The organism is Streptomyces fulvoviolaceus (assembly GCF_000718165.1).
GTDB classification, from domain to species: domain Bacteria; phylum Actinomycetota; class Actinomycetes; order Streptomycetales; family Streptomycetaceae; genus Streptomyces; species Streptomyces fulvoviolaceus.
In genome coordinates, this window is the sequence record NZ_JOEY01000056.1 from 51,379 (window position 1) to 69,136 (window position 17,758).

Sequence of the window (17,758 nt, forward strand, 5' to 3'; positions counted from 1 at the left end):
GATCCGAAAAGATCCGAAAGGTTCCCGATGGAGATCAAGGGCAAGAAGGCCGTGGTGTTCGGCGGCGCCTCCGGCATGGGCCGGGCCACCGCAGAGCTGCTCGCGGCCCGCGGCGCCGACGTCGCCGTACTGGACCGTCCGGTGTCGGCGGGCGCCGAGGTCGCCGCCGCGCTCGGCGGGAGTTTCCACCCCGTCGACGTGACCGACTTCGCGGCGACCGAGGAGGCTCTGGCCACCGCCGTGGAGGCCCTCGGCGGACTGCATGTGTCGGTCACCACCGCGGGCGGCGGCAGTGTGAAGCGCACGCTCGGCAAGGACGGTCCGCACGACCTCGACTCCTTCCGCCGGGTGCTCGACCTCAACGCCGTCGCCACCTTCAACATCAGCCGCCTGGCCGCCGTGCACATGAGCCGCAACGAGCCCGAGGATCCCGAGACCACCGGCGAACGCGGCGTCATCGTCAACACGTCGTCGATCGCCGCCTTCGAGGGACAGATCGGCCAGGTCGCCTACTCGGCCGCCAAGGCGGCCATCGCCGGGATGAGCCTCACCATGGCTCGCGACCTCGGCTCGCTCGGCATCCGTGTCGTCGCCATCGCGCCCAGCCTCTTCGAGACGGGCGCCACCGAGAAGATCCCCGCCGAGAGGCTGGCCTCACTGGTCAAGGACGCCGCGTTCCCGCGTCGGCTGGGCCGCCCGGAGGAGTACGCCAAGCTCGCCCTGGCCGTCATCGACAACCCGATGCTGAACGGCCAGTGCCTGCGGCTGGACGCCGGCCAGCGGTTCGGCCCGAAGTGAGGATGTACTGATGGAACATCACGGCAGAGTGGCGCTGATCACCGGCGGCGGCCGCGGCTTCGGCAAGGCGTTCGGCGAGGCGCTGTCGGCCTTGGGCGCGCATGTCGTGCTCGCCGACATCGACGGCGACGCGGCGGCCGAGGCCGCGGCGGAACTGACGGCACAGGGCCGGCAGGCGACCGGAGTGGCCTGCGACGTGGCCGACGAGGCCGCTGTCGGCGCGGTCGTGGACGCGATCACCGAACGCCACGGTGGCCTCGACATCCTGGTCAACAACGCGGGCCTGCACGCCGCCTACAACAAGCCGTTCACCGAGCTCGGCCTCGACAACGTGCGGCGGGTGCTCGACGTCAACGTCATGGGTGTCGTCATCTGCTCGCTCGCCGCCCGGGAGGCCATGAAGGGCCGCGTCGGCGCCGCCATCGTCAACATCTCGTCGTCGGCGGCGTATGCCAACCGCAGCATCTACGGCGTCTCCAAGCTCGCCGTGCGCGGTCTGACGGTGTCGTTCGCGCGCGAGTTCGCCGCCGACGGGATCCGGGTCAACGCGATCGCGCCGGGCCTGATCCTCACCGACACCGTGCGGGCGCAGCTGTCCCCCGCGGAGGAGGAGCGCGTCATCGGGGAGCAGATCCTGTCGCGTGCGGGCGAGGAGCGGGACATCGTCGAGGCGCTGCTCTACCTGGTCTCGTCGAAGTCGTCCTTCATCACCGGTGAAACGCTGCGCGTGACGGGCGGGTTCGCGTTGTCCGTCTAGGGCCTGTCTCCTTGGTCGGCGTCGGGTCCAGGTGAGGATGCCGGCGAGGTGGAGTGCGGCCTCGTAGGCGATAGCAAGCTTGGCGGTTCGTGTGGCCAGGCCGCGCCACTGCTTGAGGCGGTCGATGCACCGCTCGACGGTGTTCCGCTGCTTGTAGGCCTCGCTGTCGAAGCCGGAGGACGGCCACGGAGTCGGCCTCGCTGCGGCTGGCGCGTGAGGAATACGCGCGGTCGGCCAGAACGGCCAGAGGCCTGCCCGGGCCCCCGCGGGGCACGCGGATGCGGGACATCACCGTCGCGAAGGCCGGTGCATCACCTGCCTGGCCTGCGGTGACGGTGAAGGAGAGGGGCCGGGCGCGGCCGTCTGCGGCCAGGTGGACCTTGGTGCTCAGCCCGCCGCGGGAGCGTCCGAGCGCGTGATCGGCGGGCTCACCGGAGTGGGCCGCCCCCTCTTGAGTGCTCCGGCAGCGTGATGGTGGGCCCGCACGACCGTGGAGTCCACCGAAACCGTCCAGTCGATGTCGTCTTCGGCGTCCGCCGCCGCCAGGACGGCGGCGAGGATCATCTCCCAGGTGCCGTCGACAGCCCATCTGATCAGCCGCTTGTGAGCGGTCTGGAATGAGCCGAGCTCGTCGGGAAGGTCCCGCCAGGGCGAGTTGGTGCGGTACTTCCACGCGATGGCCTCAAGAGTGCGGCGGTGGTCGGCCCATCGCCACCCGCGAACCGGATCCGCCGGCATCAGCGGCTCGATCCTGCTCCACATCGCTTCAGTGATCACTGATCGGACGGACACATCCGATCGACTGACCAACCCATCGAAGAGACACGCGCTAGAGGCCGACCCCGGCCCGGGAACGGTTCCGGGGGCGGACGGTCATCCGCAGGGTGCGCGGCCGTACGGTGAGCCGGGCAACCTGGCGGATGACCTGGCCCTCGGCGAGTTCCAGCCGTACCGAACGCAGCATCGTCGCGATCGCCGTGACCATCTCGGTGAGGGCGAGACGGTCCCCCATGCACTTGTGCTTGCCGTCCCCGAAGGGCAGGAACGCGCCCGGCGGAGGCTCCTGCGCGGGGTCGGTCCACCGGTCCGGGTCGAAGGTGAGCGGGTCGGGGAAGCGCTCGGGGTCGCGGTGCAGGGCGTGCTGGCAGTAGGCCAGTTCAGTGCCGGCGGGCAGCGTCCACGCGCCGAGCCGGGTCTCCTGGGTGGTGCGGCGGGTGACCAGCCAGCCGGGGTGGTGCAGCCGCAGGGTCTCGGTGATCACCCGGTTCAGGTACGGCAGCCGGGTCACGTGGTCGAAGGCGACCGGCTGTTCGCCGAGGACCTCGTCCAGCTCGGCCAGGACCCGAGCCTCGATGGCGGGGTGGCGGGCGAGTTCGTACAGGGTCCAGGACAGCACCGACGCGGTGGTCTCGGTGCCCGCCACGGCCAGGGTGAGGATCTCGGAGCAGATCTGATGCCCGGTCAGCGGCTCGCCGGTCTCCTCGTCGACGGCGCGCAGCAGCATGGAGAGCATGTCCCCGGTGTCGTGCCCGGAGGCCTGCAGTTCGTCGACGGCGGTGTTGATGGTGGCGCGTACGCCGGCCTGAGCCCGGTCGAACCGGCGGTTGAAGGGCAGCGGCAGGCGCTCGGCCCAGTCCGGCAGCATGATGCGCACACCGACGTCGTTCAACACCACCGACAGGTCGCTGCGCAGCCGGCGGAAGACCGCGTCGTCGAGGCTGCCGGCGAACACTGTCTTGGCCAGCATGTCGAGGCTGAGCCCGACCATCGCCTCGCGTACGTCAAGGGTCCGCCCGGGCTCCCAGCCGGCGACCGTGGCCGTCACCTCGGCGCGCATGAGGTCGACGTACCGGCTGATCTCGGTGTGGGCGAACGCCGGTTGCAGCTGGCGGCGTTTGCGTACGTGGTTCCGACCGATGGCGGTGACGACACTGTCGCCCAGCAGCTGGCCCAGCTTGTCGTAGAGCCGGCCCTTGTCGAGGGTGGGCCCCAGGGCCTTGAGCATCTGGTGGATCAGGGCCGGGTCCTGGACCACGACGGTGCGCGTCCCGGGTTGCAGGACGATCTCGACGAGTGGTTCCCGTGTATCGCGCAGCGAGTCGATGAAGCCGAGGTTGTCGCGCATTTTCAGAGCGTGGCCGATGAGCGGAAACGATCCTGCGGCTCGGGGTATCGGAGGAGGCGCAGTGGAGGTCACGGGTCATCCCTTCACGGCAATCATGGGCGCCCCTATGACTTCCCTGAACTTTCCCCAACGTAATCCTGTCATGAACGTGTCCTGCGCCACGTGGGACGAGCTGGTTGGGAGGCCGCACTCCACCTCGCCGGCATCCTCATCCGGACCCGACGCTGACCAAGGAGACAGGCCCTGGCCCCGAGAACGCCCGTGGCCCCGCGACGACTGTCGCGGGGCCACGGGCGTTGCGGCTGTCCTACACGGTCACCGGTTCGGCCTCCGGCTTCGCGGCCAGCTCCTTCTCCTCGTTCGTGATCGCTTTCAGCAGCACATACGGCGTGGCGATCTTCCACAAGGCGTACGCGATCGAGGGGATCACGTTCGCGAGAAGTCCGTTCCAGGCGAGCGGCCCGGTCTGGTTGAGGAAGACGAAGGCGCCCGGGATGAGCGTCACTCCCAGCACGATGCTGAGCCAGCCGTACCAGCGCGGGAAGAGCGGCTTCGCCCGGGTGTGGTCGATGAACGCGGCGTATCCGATCGACCAGACCTGGAGGACGAAGATGCAGGCGTTGCCCACGAACATGAGCCAGAAGGTGTCGACCATCGCGGTCAGGACGTCGACGGAGTGGTTCTCCGGTCGGTAGGCCGCGGCGGCGAGGATCGCGAGCGGGAAGAAGAATCCGATCGGGGCCACCACGCCCGTGGTGAGCTGGATCATGGAGAGCAGCCCCCAGCCGCCCTCGACCCGGCGCAGCTGCATGCTCGTCACGACGACGTACGGGTACTCGAACGGGACGAGCAGAACCATCAGGGCGACGCAGGTGAGGATCCCGGTGCGGTGGTCCTTGAGGAAGGCGACGACGTCCTCGGGGCTCTCCGTCGGGCTCATCGGCGGAATGAGATGGCCCACGGCGTACGCGGCCAGGAATCCCACGAAGAGGATGACGCCGCACCACGCCGATATGCGTTGCAGTCTTATGTAGAGGTCTTTCTTCATCTACGGCTCCCTTTTCTGCCGACCGGTGTCTACCGACCGATCTCGTGCCAGCCCACGAGGCTGTCGAGCAGCTGTCCCGCGCTCGACAGGTAGTCGCCGTACCCGCCCCGGAAGAACAGCAGCGGGGTCTTCAACGACTCGACGCGCAGGTCATGGACCCGCCCGACAACCAACAGGTGATCTCCGATCTCGACGACCTGTTCCACCCCGCAGTCGACCCACGCGACGATTCCGTCCAGGACGGGATTGCCCAGCGGTGACGTCTGCCAGGTGGCGCCTTCGAACCGTTGCCCGGCCGGACCCGTCGCCAGCTTCCGCGACAGCCGTTCCTGGTTCCCCGCCAGGGCGTTGGCGCAGAAACGGCCAGCGGCCCTGATGGTCCGCAGGGTCGTGGAGGAGCGGTCCGCCAGGAAGGACACCAGCGGCGGGTCCAGGGACACGGACGTGAAGGTTCCGACCACCATTCCGTGCGGACGCTGTTCGTCGTCCGCGGTGGTGATCGCGACCACGCTCGTGGGGAAGTTGCCCAGGACGTCGCGGAATTGGCGCCCGTCGATCGCGTCCGCCGGGCGCACGGACCTGTCGCTCATACGGGCTCCTCAGATCAGGATGCGCATCGACTCGGGCAGCTCCAGCCCCATCTGCGCCAGGGCGTTCCCGTGGTACGCCGCGCCGGGGACGTGGATCATGTGGCTGAGTCCGGCGTGCGCGTCCCGCCAGTACCGCTGGATCGGGTTGGTGCGCCGCATCGCGTTCCCGCCGGACCGCGCGAAGATCTCGTCCAGGGCGGAGACGGCCCGCCAGGCACAGCGGACCTGGTTGCGCCGTACGTTCGCCCGGTCCTCGATCGTGATCGGCTTTCCGGCCTCGACCTGGTCGTACAACCGGCTGATGCCGTCGATGAGTTGGACCCGGGATGCGGCGATCTCCGCCGCGGCCTCCCCGGCGGCGTAGAGCACGTACGGGTCGTCGCGCACCTGGACGCCGGTCACGGCGACGCGGTCGCGCTGCTGGGCCAGGTGCACCGCAAGCGCTCCCTCACAGATGCCGACGACCGCCGCGGTGATCCCGAGCGGGAACATCGAGCTGAAGGGCAGCTTGTACAGGGTGTCGGTCAGCCCGACGGCCTCGGCGGCGGCGCCGTCCTGGACCGCCTCCTGCCTGATGACACGGTGTTCGGGGATGAACGCCTTGTCGACGACGACGTCCTTGCTGCCGGTGCCCGACAGTCCCATGACGTCCCAGGTGCCGTCGATGATCTCGTAGTCCGAGCGGGGCAGCACGACGTGGAGCACCGTGATGGGCCCGGCGGGTTTCCCCTTGCCGTCCCCGAGGAATGCGCCGAGGAAGTCCCAGCGGCAGTGGTCGCTGCCTGAGGAGAACGGCCAGCGCCCGCTGAGGACGTAGCCGCCGTCCACCGGCTCGGCGATGCCGTTGGGCATGTAGGGCGAGGCGATCCAGGTGTCCGGATCGTCGTCCCAGACCTCGTGCGCGAGCCGGGTGTCCATCTGGGCCAGCTCCCACGGGTGCACCCCGACGACGCCGCACACCCAGCCCGCGGCCCCGTCGTGCCGCGCGACCTCCATCACCGCTTCGGCGAAGTCCCGGGGGTGGGCACCGAATCCGCCGAACTCCTTGGGCTGCAGAAGCCGGATCACCCCAGCGGAACGGAGCATTTCAACGGTCCGGTCACTCAACTTGCCGAGCGACTCGTTCTCGTCGGCGAGTGCGGCCAGTTCGGAACCGAGCTCCTCGACACGGCCGACCACTTCATGCGTCACGCCGCACACCTCCTGATGACTGATCCATCGCCTGTGCCGCGCGTCGCCGGCGGCGGGATGCCTCAGTGTCGTTTCGTGGGCCGAACGCCCGCAGTGAGCTTTCCGCTGACCGGGACAGGGGCGGCTGCGGCGGGTGGCGTGGGGCCGCGGCGCCGGCGGCCACCAGTGAACGGGCCGGCAGCGCGGCGGGGCAGCCGGGCGCCCACTGGTAAAATGGGGGCACGCTTCGACACCGCAGGGGCCCGTACCGAGGGGTACGGGCCCCGGCGCGTTCCGGGGCCCCAGATCAGGAAGGTTCCCCCATGAACGCGAAGCCGTCGGCCTCCGGACTCCCCCGCGCCGGCAAACCGCAGCGGGCGACAGCGCCCCACGGCGAACTCTCGACACCCGAGACCGTGTCCCCGGGCCTGCCGCCGGCCGCGTCCTTCGACGCGCTCGGGCTGCCGCCGGAGCTGATGAAGACGATGCTCGGCCTCGGGGTGACGGAGCCGTTCCCGATCCAGGCGGCGACCCTGCCCAACGCACTGGCCGGCCGCGATGTCCTCGGCCGCGCGCGGACCGGCTCCGGCAAGACGCTGGCCTTCGGGCTGGCGCTGCTCGTCCGGACGGCAGGCCTGCGAGCGGAGTCGAAGCGGCCGCTCGCTCTGGTCCTGGTGCCGACCCGGGAACTCGCACAGCAGGTGAGCGACGCGCTGGCCCCGTACGCGCGGACACTGAACGTGCGACTGGCGACGGTGGTCGGCGGGCTGTCGATCAACCGGCAGCAGGCGTCGCTGAGGACCGGTGCCGAGGTGCTCATCGCGACGCCGGGGCGGCTGACCGACCTGGTGTCGCGCCGGGACTGCCTCCTGAACCACGTACGGATCACGGTGCTGGACGAGGCGGACCAGATGTGCGACCTGGGTTTCCTGCCGCAGGTCTCGGACCTCCTGGACCAGGTGCCCTCCGACGGTCAGCGGCTGCTGTTCTCGGCCACGCTCGACCGCAACGTCGACCAGCTCGTGCAGAGCTATCTGCACGACCCGGTTCTCGCTTCGGTCGACCGGCTGGCGGCCTCGGTCACCACGATGGAACACCATGTGCTGAACATCCACGCCGCCGACAAGTACGCGACCGCGACCGAGATCGCCGCGCGGGACGGCCGGGTCCTGATGTTCCTGGACACCAAGGCCGGCGTCGACCAGTTCACCCGTCACCTGCGGGCCAGCGGTATTCGGGCCAGTGCCCTGCACAGCGGGAAGTCGCAGCCGCAGCGCACCCACACGCTCGGCCAGTTCAAGGACGGTGAGATCACCGTGCTGGTGGCCACCAACGTCGCCGCGCGGGGCATTCACATCGACACGCTCGACCTCGTCGTCAACGTCGACCCGCCGGCGGACGCCAAGGACTACCTGCACCGTGGCGGGCGCACGGCGCGCGCCGGGGAGTCCGGGACCGTGGTCACCCTGGTCACCCCCAACCAGCGGCGCGATGTGAACCGGATGATGTCCGAGGCCGGGATCCGGCCGACGGTCACCCAGGTGCGCTCCGGCGAGGAGAAGCTGACCACCATCACCGGGGCGAAACGCCCGCCGGCCGGGACGAAGACCAGCAGCGGCAACGCACCCTTCCGCGGCCTCGGCACCCGTCCGGGCCGCCCCGCGAAGGAGTCCCGCAAAACCGCCGAGGCCCGCAAGGCCGCGGAAGCCCGCGCGGCGGCCCGGGTGCGCAAGGGCCGCTGACGCCGGACGCCGCCCATGCACTCGCTTCGCTGTCAGGAGATCACGACATCCGGGGCTGGTGAGAACCTTCCGCTGGAGCGAGGGCCGCGTGCCGCGTGGAGCTGGGACCGGCCGAGCGCCGCGCGCTCGCGACGGACCCCGACCCGAAGGTCCGGCCGGCCGTATCTGTCCACCCCGCACTGAGCGAGGAGGAACGAGCCCGGATCGACTACGAAGCCCCCATGGACCATGCCTTCGGCTTCCACCCCACGCCCGAGGTACCCCGGGATCCCGAGACCGTCCGCCGGAACGCCCTCTCCAACCACCCGCTGCCGCGCAGGCAGGCGGCCAGGGGCCACCTGCTGCCACCGGACCTCGTGGCACGCCTGGCCGCCCACGACGATCTCGGCGTACGCGTCCTGCTGGCCCAGAACCATCCGGACGCCCCCGCGTCACTACTGCTGCGCAGCTTCCTCGAATACACCGGCCCCGAGCGCACCCACCTCACCACCCGGCCGAACTTCCCGGCCAAGGGACTGGCCGCCTTCGCCGACCACGACGACCCCGAGGTACGGGCCCTGGCCACACGCGACCCCGAAACCGAGCCTGCAGCCGTTGAGCGGCTCACCCATGACCCGAGCCCTGCCGTGAGGGCTGCGGCGACGCGCCACCCGAATCTTCCTCAGTCCCGGCCGGCGGAACTCCTCGACGACGACGAGTTGGCCCACGCCGCCGCGAACCCGGCACTGGATTCGGACACGATCCACTGGCTGGTGAAGACGGACGGCCGACAGGCACGGCCGACGGCGTAGAAGAACCCTACGATCACGGGCACCAACGCACCATGATTGGCTGACCCCTGCCACCACACCCGCAATGCAGGAGGACACCGCAGCCATGAGCCAGGCCTACACCTACGAGTACAAGGTCGTCACCTTCAGGGAATCGCTGATCGGTGACGCACTGGACAGCGACAAGCTGGAGAAGGTCCTCAACAAGCATGCCGCGGACGGCTGGGGACTCAAGGCGATCACCTCCGCCGACGTCAAGGGCCGCATAGGGCCCGGTGCGGTCGAGGGCCTGCTCCTCACCTTCGAACGCCCCCGCGCGTAACACCCGTCGGCCCGGAGGTCACGGCTCCGATGTCTCGGATTCGAGCGAGGCCCGGGTCGCCGCACCGTAGACGCCCGGCTCGTCATCGAGGACGACGCGGGTGAGCTGGTACCCGCGGACCGCGCTCTCGACCTCGCGGTCGTACTCGCCGTCGGCGTCCGCGTCGTAGAACCCGATCTGCCGTAGACGCAGCTGGAGTTCGACGACCTCGGGTCCCTTGTCGCCGAAGCTGAGGACCGGGGCCTGCCCGTCCGACGTGCTCGGCGCCGGGGCAGCCGTACCGGTGGCCCCGGGCGGGGCCCCGGTGGCGGCATCGGAGCCGGTGGGGTTGACCGGGCTCGTGGGCGGGGCCGTATCGGGCGAGGAAGCCGGTACATCGGGCGACTGTGAAGAAGAGGACGCCGTCCGGGACGGGCCCGCTGACGAGGGGGCGTTCCCGGACGACTCCTCCGGCACGCCCGCCCGTACGCCGCCGGTCACGGAGCCGTCCCGCAACGGGCCCTTGTACGAGAAGAGTCCCGCGACGAATCCTCCCGTCACCAGGACGGCCGCGGCAGCCAGCCCGGTGGTGAGCAACACTCGCCGCCGTCGAGGGACCTGAGCACCGTCAGTCGGGGACTCGGTGGGCGGCTCGTGAGGGTCAGCCGTGGGGATGCCGCCCAAGTCCGGTAAGGAGATCGGCTGTTGTGGCTCCTCGGCGTCCTCCGAGGTGTCGGCCGGTTCGCCGACCTCGACGAACGGCCGTATGCGCACCGGATCGAAGTCCTCCGCTGCCGCCGCCTCAGCCGTACGCGCCTCCCGGTGGGCATCCGACGCGCGACGCGCGCAGGAGCAGGCTGGAGTGCTGTCGGCCGCCCGGGGCACACCACACTCCGGGCAGACGGGAGACGTCCCTTCACCCACGCGCGCATCCTCTCCAGGCGGTCTCCAGAGTTTAGACAGAATTGCCGCACGCATACTCCACAAGGTCCCGAAGACTGGAACCGTGACGTCCGCACCATCGAGAACCAGCCGCTGCACGAAGAGACTCACATGCGAAGAGGGCGCCCGGCCCGGGCTCATGCCCGCCAGACGCCCTCGCTGCACAGCCGTGGGTGCTACTTCAGATAGGGACCCGTGTCGCCGATCTTGCCGGGCCCGTTCAGCACATACACCCGGAGGTTGCCCTTGCCCGGGGCCGCGACCGACAGTGTGCCGCTGGAGACGGTCTTCGTGTCGCCCGTGACGGCGTCGGTGTAGGTGCCGTTCGGGATGCCGGTGAAGGTGGCGTCGCCGGTGACGGTGACGAGTGCGAAGCTGTCCGTACTTCCGCTGGTGTAGCGGCGTTTGAAGGCCATCTGGCCGCTGATGCCGTCGGTGGAGTACTGGCCCATCTGGAGGGCCGGGATCGCCCGGCGGATCTGGTTGAGCCGCTGGAGGTGCTGGACGAGGGGCTGGGCGAGGGTCGTGGCGACCTCGCCGCTCGCGGAGCCGACCTTGCCGAAGTCCGTGGCCGTGACGGATCCCGCCAAGTGGTCGCCGTAGTAGGCGCGTCCGGTCGAGGCGAGCGGGCAGCTCGGGCCGCAGTCGATCTGCTTGCCCTTCTGGAACTCGATCTCGGAGCCGTAGTACAGGGTCGGGATGCCACGGAAGGTCCACATCAGGGATGTGTTCTCCGCCCAGGCGTCGGTACCGCCGCTGTAGCGGGTGCTCGACTTGTTGGGGCCGTAGTCGTGGCTGTCGACATAGACCACGTTGTAGGTGGCGTCGTTGACGCTGTCGTCGGAGTCCTTGCCGTTGCTGTAGGCGTTCTGCGCGTCGCTGAAGTTCATGTGCATGCGCATGTCGATGATGTTCATGCCGGAGAACTGGCTGCGGTCCGGCGTGTGGTAACTGTTGCCGTTCAGGAAGGCGTTGGCGGAGGTCGGCTGGTTTCCGGTGCCCAGGTTGTTCTCGTAGGTGAACTGCTCGATGGCCGCCGTCTCGTCGTCGGCGCTGTACTCCTTGCGTTCCTTCCAGGTGAAGAACTGCGCGGAGTGGTTCACCGATCCGCGGTTCCACTTGTCGTTGACGAAGGCGCCGACCTCACCGAAGACGAAGAAGTTCTGCGCCGCGTCCGTGCCGAACTTCTGGGTCACGCGGTCGTAGATGGCGGGCAGGAAACGGCGGTTCCAGGTGACTCGCGGAATGTGTACGGCCGTGTCGACGCGGAATCCGTCCACGCCCATGTCGATGTACTTGTCGTAAGCGCCGATCAGGTAGTTCTGGACCGTGGTGTTCTCGGTGTTGAAGTCGGCGAGATCCTCGTGCAGCCAGCACGAACGCGAGTCCTCCCCCTCCCAGTTGCCGATCCAGCACTGGTGGTAGTACGCCTTGGGGAACATGCCCGAAGTGGGGCTCGGCCACTGGCAGTTGTAGAGGGTGTAGCCCTCGGAGCTCTTCCCACCCGTGGGCGTACCCCAGTTGACACAGGTGTTTCCGGTCGGTTCGGCCGTGGACCACAGGTCGCCGTTGTAGTATGACTTCCCGGACTTGGACTCGACGGTCAGGCCGTCGTACTCGAAGCCCTCGTTCTTCTCGTCGTAGTACCAGCTCCACTCGGAGTCGCGGACGCCGTACACGGTCGGCGTGTACAGGCCTTTGGCGCCCCAGCGGGAGCTGTGGTTGTAGACCACGTCCTGATAGATCTTCATGCCCTTGGCGTGGGCCGCGTTGATCAGGTCCTGGTAGGAGGCGCCGGCGGACTCCAGGCGGGGGTCGACCTTGTAGAAGTCGTAGCCGTGATAGCCGTGGTAGTCGTAGTCCGAGCGGTTGAGGACCACCGGCGTGACCCAGACCGCCGAGAAGCCGAGGGCCTTGATGTAGTCGAGTTTGTCGACCAGGCCCTTGAAGTCGCCGCGGAACATGGGGTCGTTGTTCGCCGCGTTGCCGGACTTGGTGTGCTGGCTGCCGCCGCGGTTGTTGCTCGTGTCACCGTCGTAGAAGCGGGCGGTGAGGACGAAGTAGATCGGGTCCTTGCGCGGGTCGGTGCCCAGCGGTGTGCCGGAGGCCGCCTCGGGAGCCGCCTCTCCGGTCGTCGCGGAGGCCTCGGCGGAGGCGGGCGAGGTGTTCCCGGCCGCGTCGACGGCCTTCACGGTGTAGGTGTAGGCGGTGTTCTCCTCGAGTCCCGTGTCGGAGTAGACCGTGGAGCCGACGTCGGTGACGACCGTGCCCTTGGTGCCTCCGGTGCGGGTGAGCTGGTACTTCGTCACCGCCGTGTTGTCGGTCGCCGCGTCCCAACTCACCACGATGGACGTGTTGGTGGCGCTCGCGGTGATCTCGGCGGGCGCGGTCGGGGCCTCGGTGTCCGGTTCCTCGGCGGCGCACGGGTCCTTGGCGTCCGTGGTGACCGCCTTGTCCTTCACGGTCGTGGTGCCGGTCGGGATCGTGTAGTCGGCGCTGTTGTTGTTGTCCCAGACGCCGTTGCCGTTGTTGAAGGCGGCTTTCAGCGAGGTCGCCGTACCGATGTCGAGGCTCTTCTTCCACCAGCCCGTGCAGGCCACTTCCATGCCGACACCGGGGGCCGTCGTCCAGGAGCCGCCGGTGGGCGCGTAGTGGATGTTGGCGGTGGTCCAGCCCGAGGTCGTGGTCGAGTAGTAGACCGTGGCCTCGTTGCCCTCCACCGGCTCGGTGTCGGCGCACGGGTCGCTGTGGGCGATCACCCCGTCCTTGACGGTGATGTTCCCGGTACCGAGCGCGTAGTTGCTGCCACCGTTGTTGTCCCAGGTGCCGCTGCCGTTGTTGAACGTGGCCTGCAGCCCGGTCGCCGAGCCGAGATCGACGGTCTCCTTCACCCAGTCCGTGCAGGCGGTCTCCATCTGCACGCCGGGGACGGTGGTCCAGGAACCGCCGTCGGGGGCGTAGTGCAGATAGGTGGAGGACCAGTTCTTGGTCTTCGTGTAGTAGAAGACGGTCGCCGAGTTCGTCGTATCGGCGGTGGCCTTCAGGGGAACCGGGCGGGGTTCCGACGGGACTGCGAGCGCGGCGACCAGGCCGGCCGCCACCGCGCCCGCCATGAGCGCGCGTCTCGTCGTTGATGTGTGTCGGTTCATGCCTCTCCCGATGCGGGTGGGGTGGGGCTAGGGTGAAAGAGGATTCGGCAACTTCCTGAAAGTTCTTGCAACGCGCAAGCTACATGTCCATGACATGCGCGTAAAGGGAGTGCGCCTTGGGGGCGTTCGCGCATGCCCCACTACGGCGGCGGGTCCTCGACTGCCTACTCCGCGAGCGGCGCCGGCGGTTCCCGGTCGGCGATGGCCTTGCGAAGACCGCGCTGTACGGCGTCGGGGGCGCCCGCGGTCAGGAGTGCCTGCCTCAGTGCGCCCGCGACCGGAGGCACATCGAGTACCCGGGGCAGGGCCAGCGGTGCCTCGGTGGCCAGGCGGGCGCTGATGTGGTCGCGCAGCAGCACCTGGTCGTTCTGCAAGGTGCCGCCGCCGAGCACCACCGGGGTCGGGGTGCGCAGGAGGCGGAGTCGGCGCAGCAGGGCGGTCACCATGGAGACGATCTCGTCGCCGAGGCGTTCCACGATGCCCCGGGCCACGGCGTCCCCGCCGGCGGCGGTCGCGAAGACCAAGGGGGCCAGGCCGTGCAGTGCGGTCACCGGTATCTCACCACTGCTGACGGCCAACGCGACGGACTCCACGCTGCCCAGGCCGAAGTGCCCCGGCAGTTCGTGGCGCAGCCGGGTCGCCGGTCCCCTGCCGTCGCCCGCGCGGACGGCGGCACCCAGGCCCGCCCGGGCCACGGCGAGCCCGCCGCCCCAGTCCCCGGTGATGTCGCCGAGGGAGAGAAAGCGTGCCGAGCGGCCTCCCGGATGGACAGCGGCGGCGTTGATGCCGGCGCCGGAGACCACCGCCACTCCCCAGCCGTCCGGTGCGCCGGCCTGCAGAACGGCGAGCGTGTCGTTGCGTACGAGGGTCTGCTCGGCCACACCCAGCAGGGTCAACTGCCGCAGCGCCAGCCGCTCCTGGGCCCGGCGGTCGACGTTGGCCAGGAAGTACGCGCCGGCCGAGACCGGAGTCGTGTCGGCAAGGCCTGCCTGCGCGAGCGCGTGTCGGCCCAGGCGGGCGAGCCGTTCGGTGGTGGTCTCCATTCCCTCGGTGTGCGGACGGGTCCCCGCGCCGCGCACCCAGGCCAGCAGCCGTCCCTCGGTGTCCGCGAGGACGAGGTCGGTCTTGGAGTTTCCTCCGTCGACGCCCACCACGAGGTCAGGCATCGGCGGCCTCGCTCGGCTCGCTCGCGAAGAACCGGGGCAGATGGGGTCGGTTGGCCGCCAGCAGCGCGTCCAACAGCGCGTCCGCCCGCGCCCATTCCCGCACGAGCGGATTGGCCACGAGGGCACGTCGGGCCACTGTCCGGTCACCGGTCAGGGCCGCCTCGACGGTGAGGGTCTCGTACGCGGTGACCGCCTGGACGAGCCCGAGCATCTCGGGCGGCAGGGGCGGCACGGGAACGGGGTGCGGTCCGGCGGTGTCGACGTGGGCGGGCACTTCGACCACCGCCTCGTCCGGCAGGCCGGACAGTACTCCGTCGTTCCGTACGTTCACGTAGTGGTGGGCGCCGTCGCCGGTGAGCAGGCTGGTGACCAGGGCGGCCGCGGCCTCGCTGTAGTACGCCCCGCCCCGCTGCTCCAGCAGGTCGGGTTTGCGGTCCAGGCCGGGGTCCGCGTACAGGGTGAGCAACTCCCGTTCGATGGCGAGGACTTGGTCGGCCCGGTGCGTTCCGGTCTGCTGGGTCCGGACCTCGTCGTCCGTGCAGTAGAAGTAGTGCAGGTAGTAGGAAGGGATGGCACCGAGGTCGCGCAGCACCCCGGCGGGGACGCGGATCTGGGCGGCGAGTTCGTCGAGCGCCTCGCCGGTCAGCAACTCCGGCAGACGGTCCACTCCGTCGACGGTGACCGAGCGGATCCAGGACAGGTGGTTGAGGCCGGCGTGACCGAGCCGTACGCGGTCGGGGTCGGTGCCGAGTCGGGCGGCCAACTGCCGCTGGAACTTGATCGCCACGTTGCACAGGCCGACCGCGCGATGCCCGGCGTCCAGCAGGGCGCGGGTGACGATGCCGACCGGGTTGGTGAAGTCGACGATCCAGGCGCCGGGTTGGGCCCTACGGCGTACTTCGGCTGCGATGTCGAGGACCACGGGCACGGTGCGCAGGGCCTTCGCGAAGCCGCCGGGGCCGGTGGTCTCCTGGCCGAGCAGGCCGAATCTGTTGGGCAGGGTTTCGTCGACCAGCCGGGCCGCCTGTCCGCCCACGCGGAGCTGTACGAGCACGGCGGCGGCTGCGTCCACCGCGTGACAGAGGTCGGTCGTGGTGGTCAGGCGGCCGGGGAAGCCGTGCCGGGCGAGGATACGGCGGGACAGACCGCCGATGACGGCAAGGCGTTCGGCGTCGATGTCGTGCAGGACGAGTTCGTCGACCGGCAGCACGTCGGCACGCCGGGCGAAGCCCTCGATCAGTTCGGGTGTGTAGGTACTGCCACCGCCGACAACGGTGATCTTCACTCGTGCTCCCATGAACGTTGTGCGGGTCGCTGCGGTGAGCGCGGGGCGCGGGTGTGTCAGCCCTTCACGCCCGTCAGCGCGATGCCCTCGACGAAGACCTTCTGGGCCAGGAAGAACAGCACCAGGACGGGCAGCAGGAACATCAGCGAGGCCGCCATCTGGAGTTCGTACGCGTTCTGGTGCCCGTTCTTGGCGAGCTGGCTGAGGGCCACCGCGAGGGTCTGGCCGGTGTCGCTGTTCCCGGTGTAGAGCAGCGGGTTGTAGAAGTCGTTCCACGCGTACAGGAACGCGAAGAGCCCTACGGCGGCGATGGCGGGCTTGGCCATGGGGATCAGGACCCGCCACAGGATGCGCAGTTCGCCCGCGCCGTCGACGCGGGCCGCCTCGGTGAACTCGTCGGGAATGGTGAGGAAGAACTGGCGCAGCAGAAAGATGCTGAAGGCGTCACCGAAGAAGGTCGGGACGATGAGCGGTTTGAGGGTGCCCACCCAGCCGATGTGGGCGTACATGACGTACAGGGGCAGGCTGGTGACCTGGGCCGGGATCATCATCGCGGCCAGGACGACCAGGAAGACTCCCTCTCGGCCACGCCACCGGAGCCGGGCCAGCGCGTAGGCCACGGGCACCGAGGAGACGACGACGCCCACCGTGGAGAGTCCGGCGTACAGCATGGTGTTGAGCAGGTCGCGGCCGAACGGCATGGCCGTGAAGACCTTGCGGAAGTTGCCGAACTCCCAGGGCGAGGGCCACAGCGAGCCGGTGCCGGCCTGGTGCTGGGTCATGAACGCGGTGAGCACGCCGATCGTCAGCGGCAGCAGGAAGCAGAGCGCGATGGCGACGGCGGGCGCGTGCTCCGCCAGGAGGTACAACAGGCGTCGCCCGACACGAGATTGACGCTTCGTCACTTCAAGAGTGCTCATCGGCCACCGCCCGCGTGGTGCACGAAGCGGCGCGAGGCGCGGATGAACACCACGGTCGCCGCGAAGATGACGAGGAACAGCAGCCAGGCCATGGCCGAGGCGTAGCCGGTCTTGAAGTAGGAGAAGCCCTGCCGGTACAGCTCCGTGGAGTAGAACAACAGGGAGTTTGCCGGGTAGCCGATCAGGTCGTTGCTGGACGAGGTGGCATTCGCGGAGCTGGAGGCGACGAACGCCTCGGTGAAGTACTGGAAGGTGTAGATCATCCCGGTGAGCAGAGCGAAGAAGATGACCGGGGAGATCGCCGGGAGGGTGACACTGCGGAACTTCTGCAGCGCGCCCGCGCCGTCGAGTTCGGCGGCCTCGTACAGCTCGCGGGGTACGTCGAGCATGGCGGCGGAGAAGATGACCATCACGTTGCCGCTGGCCCACAGCGCCATCAGGACGAGGCTGGGCTTGGACCAGGCGGGATCCGAGAACCAGCCGGGGCCGTCGACGCCCACCCAGCCCAGCAGCCGGTTGAGCGGACCGACCGGGTTGAGCAGCACGATGAACGACAGGGCCGCGGCCACCACCGGCACCATGGACGGCAGGAAGAACAACGTGCGGTACACGGCCCTGCCGCGCTTGACGCGGATGATCACCCAGGCGGTGAGCATGGCCCAGGCGGTGCGCAGCGGCACCATGACGACGACCATCCACAGCGTGTTGCGTACGGCCACCCAGAAGGTGTCCGACTGGCTGAACAGGGCACGGTAGTTGCGCAGCCCGACGAACTGCACCGGCCGGTAGGAGCCGGCCTGGAAGTCGGTGAGCGAGTAGTAGAGCGTGGCGATCACCGGGTAGAGCACGAAGACACCGAACCCGATGACGAACGGGGACAGGAAACCGAGGACGACCCACCAGCGGGCCCTGCTCGGACGGCGCCGCCCGCCCCGGGCAGGGCGCGGGTGCGCCGAGCCCGGGGCCTCGCCGACAGGGGCGAGAACGGTCGTCAT

At 69.3% G+C, this 17,758-nt stretch carries 17 protein-coding genes; 5 read left to right on the plus strand and 12 right to left on the minus strand.

The features are described from left to right. Nucleotides 1-27 precede the first annotated feature (27 nt). A complete protein-coding gene (locus IG08_RS0143465; RefSeq protein ID WP_030616863.1) occupies nt 28-798 on the plus strand; it encodes an SDR family NAD(P)-dependent oxidoreductase in 771 nt (256 codons plus the stop codon). Between the two features lie 10 nt (nt 799-808). Continuing rightward, a complete protein-coding gene (locus IG08_RS0143470) occupies nt 809-1,555 on the plus strand; it encodes an SDR family NAD(P)-dependent oxidoreductase (RefSeq protein ID WP_030616866.1) in 747 nt (248 codons plus the stop codon). On the opposite strand, the gene IG08_RS63200 is transcribed toward IG08_RS0143470, so the two are convergent. From IG08_RS63200 to IG08_RS0143495, 6 genes are all read right to left on the minus strand, one after another. Continuing rightward, complete coding sequence (locus tag IG08_RS63200; RefSeq protein WP_390898507.1) at nt 1,506-1,946, minus strand: transposase; 441 nt, start codon at nt 1,944-1,946, stop codon at nt 1,506-1,508. The two genes, IG08_RS0143470 and IG08_RS63200, sit on opposite strands and share 50 nt — an antisense overlap. Next, nucleotides 1,943-2,332 (minus strand): transposase, encoded by a 390-nt coding sequence (locus IG08_RS63205; RefSeq protein WP_420823314.1) that lies wholly within the window; start codon nt 2,330-2,332, stop codon nt 1,943-1,945. The genes IG08_RS63200 and IG08_RS63205 overlap by 4 nt, the downstream gene beginning before the upstream one ends. A 52-nt stretch (nt 2,333-2,384) precedes the next feature. After that, on the minus strand, nt 2,385-3,752 hold the full coding sequence (locus IG08_RS0143480) for a cytochrome P450 (RefSeq protein ID WP_030616870.1): 1,368 nt from the start codon (nt 3,750-3,752) through the stop codon (nt 2,385-2,387). Nucleotides 3,753-3,987: 235 nt separating this feature from the next. Then, nucleotides 3,988-4,728 (minus strand): hypothetical protein, encoded by a 741-nt coding sequence (locus IG08_RS0143485; protein WP_030616872.1) that lies wholly within the window; start codon nt 4,726-4,728, stop codon nt 3,988-3,990. Between the two features lie 29 nt (nt 4,729-4,757). Further along, nucleotides 4,758-5,318 carry a flavin reductase family protein gene (locus tag IG08_RS0143490; protein WP_030616873.1) on the minus strand — a complete coding sequence of 187 codons (561 nt, stop codon included), beginning with the start codon at nt 5,316-5,318 and terminating at the stop codon, nt 4,758-4,760. 9 nt (nt 5,319-5,327) lie between these two features. After that, nucleotides 5,328-6,509, minus strand: coding sequence for an acyl-CoA dehydrogenase family protein (locus tag IG08_RS0143495; RefSeq protein ID WP_030616875.1), 1,182 nt, complete (start codon nt 6,507-6,509; stop codon nt 5,328-5,330). Nucleotides 6,510-6,811: 302 nt separating this feature from the next. Here IG08_RS0143495 and IG08_RS0143500 point away from each other — a divergent pair, with 302 nt between their 5' ends. The 3 genes from IG08_RS0143500 (at nt 6,812) to IG08_RS0143510 (ending at nt 9,322) form a co-directional block, all read left to right on the plus strand. Next, entirely contained in the window at nt 6,812-8,230 is a 1,419-nt protein-coding gene (locus IG08_RS0143500; protein WP_030616876.1) for a DEAD/DEAH box helicase, read from the plus strand. 95 nt (nt 8,231-8,325) lie between these two features. Continuing rightward, nucleotides 8,326-9,021 (plus strand): hypothetical protein, encoded by a 696-nt coding sequence (locus IG08_RS0143505; protein ID WP_234343122.1) that lies wholly within the window; start codon nt 8,326-8,328, stop codon nt 9,019-9,021. A gap of 85 nt (nt 9,022-9,106) precedes the next feature. After that, the gene (locus IG08_RS0143510) at nt 9,107-9,322 is read left to right on the plus strand and encodes a DUF4177 domain-containing protein (RefSeq protein ID WP_030616882.1); all 216 of its coding nucleotides are present in this window, start codon (nt 9,107-9,109) and stop codon (nt 9,320-9,322) included. 18 nt (nt 9,323-9,340) lie between these two features. Here the strand turns inward: IG08_RS0143510 and IG08_RS0143515 are convergent, their stop codons facing one another. The 6 genes from IG08_RS0143515 to IG08_RS0143540 form a co-directional block, all read right to left on the minus strand. After that, entirely contained in the window at nt 9,341-10,075 is a 735-nt protein-coding gene (locus IG08_RS0143515; RefSeq protein ID WP_234343123.1) for a peptidoglycan-binding domain-containing protein, read from the minus strand. Between the two features lie 344 nt (nt 10,076-10,419). Next, nucleotides 10,420-13,392, minus strand: a complete 2,973-nt coding sequence (locus IG08_RS0143520) for a carbohydrate binding domain-containing protein (RefSeq protein WP_030616887.1) — start codon at nt 13,390-13,392, stop codon at nt 10,420-10,422. 164 nt (nt 13,393-13,556) lie between these two features. After that, nucleotides 13,557-14,558 carry an N-acetylglucosamine kinase gene (locus IG08_RS0143525; protein ID WP_052425115.1) on the minus strand — a complete coding sequence of 334 codons (1,002 nt, stop codon included), beginning with the start codon at nt 14,556-14,558 and terminating at the stop codon, nt 13,557-13,559. Then, nucleotides 14,551-15,843 (minus strand): family 4 glycosyl hydrolase, encoded by a 1,293-nt coding sequence (locus IG08_RS0143530; protein WP_030616891.1) that lies wholly within the window; start codon nt 15,841-15,843, stop codon nt 14,551-14,553. Before IG08_RS0143530 ends, IG08_RS0143525 begins: the two co-directional genes overlap by 8 nt. Before the next feature lie 56 nt (nt 15,844-15,899). Then, nucleotides 15,900-16,763: a carbohydrate ABC transporter permease gene (locus tag IG08_RS0143535; RefSeq protein ID WP_052425116.1), complete on the minus strand. Its 864-nt coding sequence runs from the start codon at nt 16,761-16,763 to the stop codon at nt 15,900-15,902. Continuing rightward, nucleotides 16,760-17,758 carry a carbohydrate ABC transporter permease gene (locus IG08_RS0143540; protein ID WP_030616896.1) on the minus strand — a complete coding sequence of 333 codons (999 nt, stop codon included), beginning with the start codon at nt 17,756-17,758 and terminating at the stop codon, nt 16,760-16,762. Before IG08_RS0143540 ends, IG08_RS0143535 begins: the two co-directional genes overlap by 4 nt.

Excerpts from the sequence above, each read along its gene's own strand:
- IG08_RS0143465 (WP_030616863.1), top strand. The coding sequence starts at position 28 with ATGGAGATCAAGGGCAAGAAGGCCGTGGTGTTCGGCGGCGCCTCCGGC.
- IG08_RS0143470 (WP_030616866.1), top strand. The coding sequence starts at position 809 with ATGGAACATCACGGCAGAGTGGCGCTGATCACCGGCGGCGGCCGCGGC.
- IG08_RS0143485 (WP_030616872.1), bottom strand. The coding sequence starts at position 4,728 with ATGAAGAAAGACCTCTACATAAGACTGCAACGCATATCGGCGTGGTGC.
- IG08_RS0143490 (WP_030616873.1), bottom strand. The coding sequence starts at position 5,318 with ATGAGCGACAGGTCCGTGCGCCCGGCGGACGCGATCGACGGGCGCCAA.
- IG08_RS0143500 (WP_030616876.1), top strand. The coding sequence starts at position 6,812 with ATGAACGCGAAGCCGTCGGCCTCCGGACTCCCCCGCGCCGGCAAACCG.
- IG08_RS0143510 (WP_030616882.1), top strand. The coding sequence starts at position 9,107 with ATGAGCCAGGCCTACACCTACGAGTACAAGGTCGTCACCTTCAGGGAA.
- IG08_RS0143520 (WP_030616887.1), bottom strand. The coding sequence starts at position 13,392 with ATGAACCGACACACATCAACGACGAGACGCGCGCTCATGGCGGGCGCG.
- IG08_RS0143525 (WP_052425115.1), bottom strand. The coding sequence starts at position 14,558 with ATGCCTGACCTCGTGGTGGGCGTCGACGGAGGAAACTCCAAGACCGAC.
- IG08_RS0143535 (WP_052425116.1), bottom strand. The coding sequence starts at position 16,763 with ATGAGCACTCTTGAAGTGACGAAGCGTCAATCTCGTGTCGGGCGACGC.
- IG08_RS0143540 (WP_030616896.1), bottom strand. The coding sequence starts at position 17,758 with ATGACGACCGTTCTCGCCCCTGTCGGCGAGGCCCCGGGCTCGGCGCAC.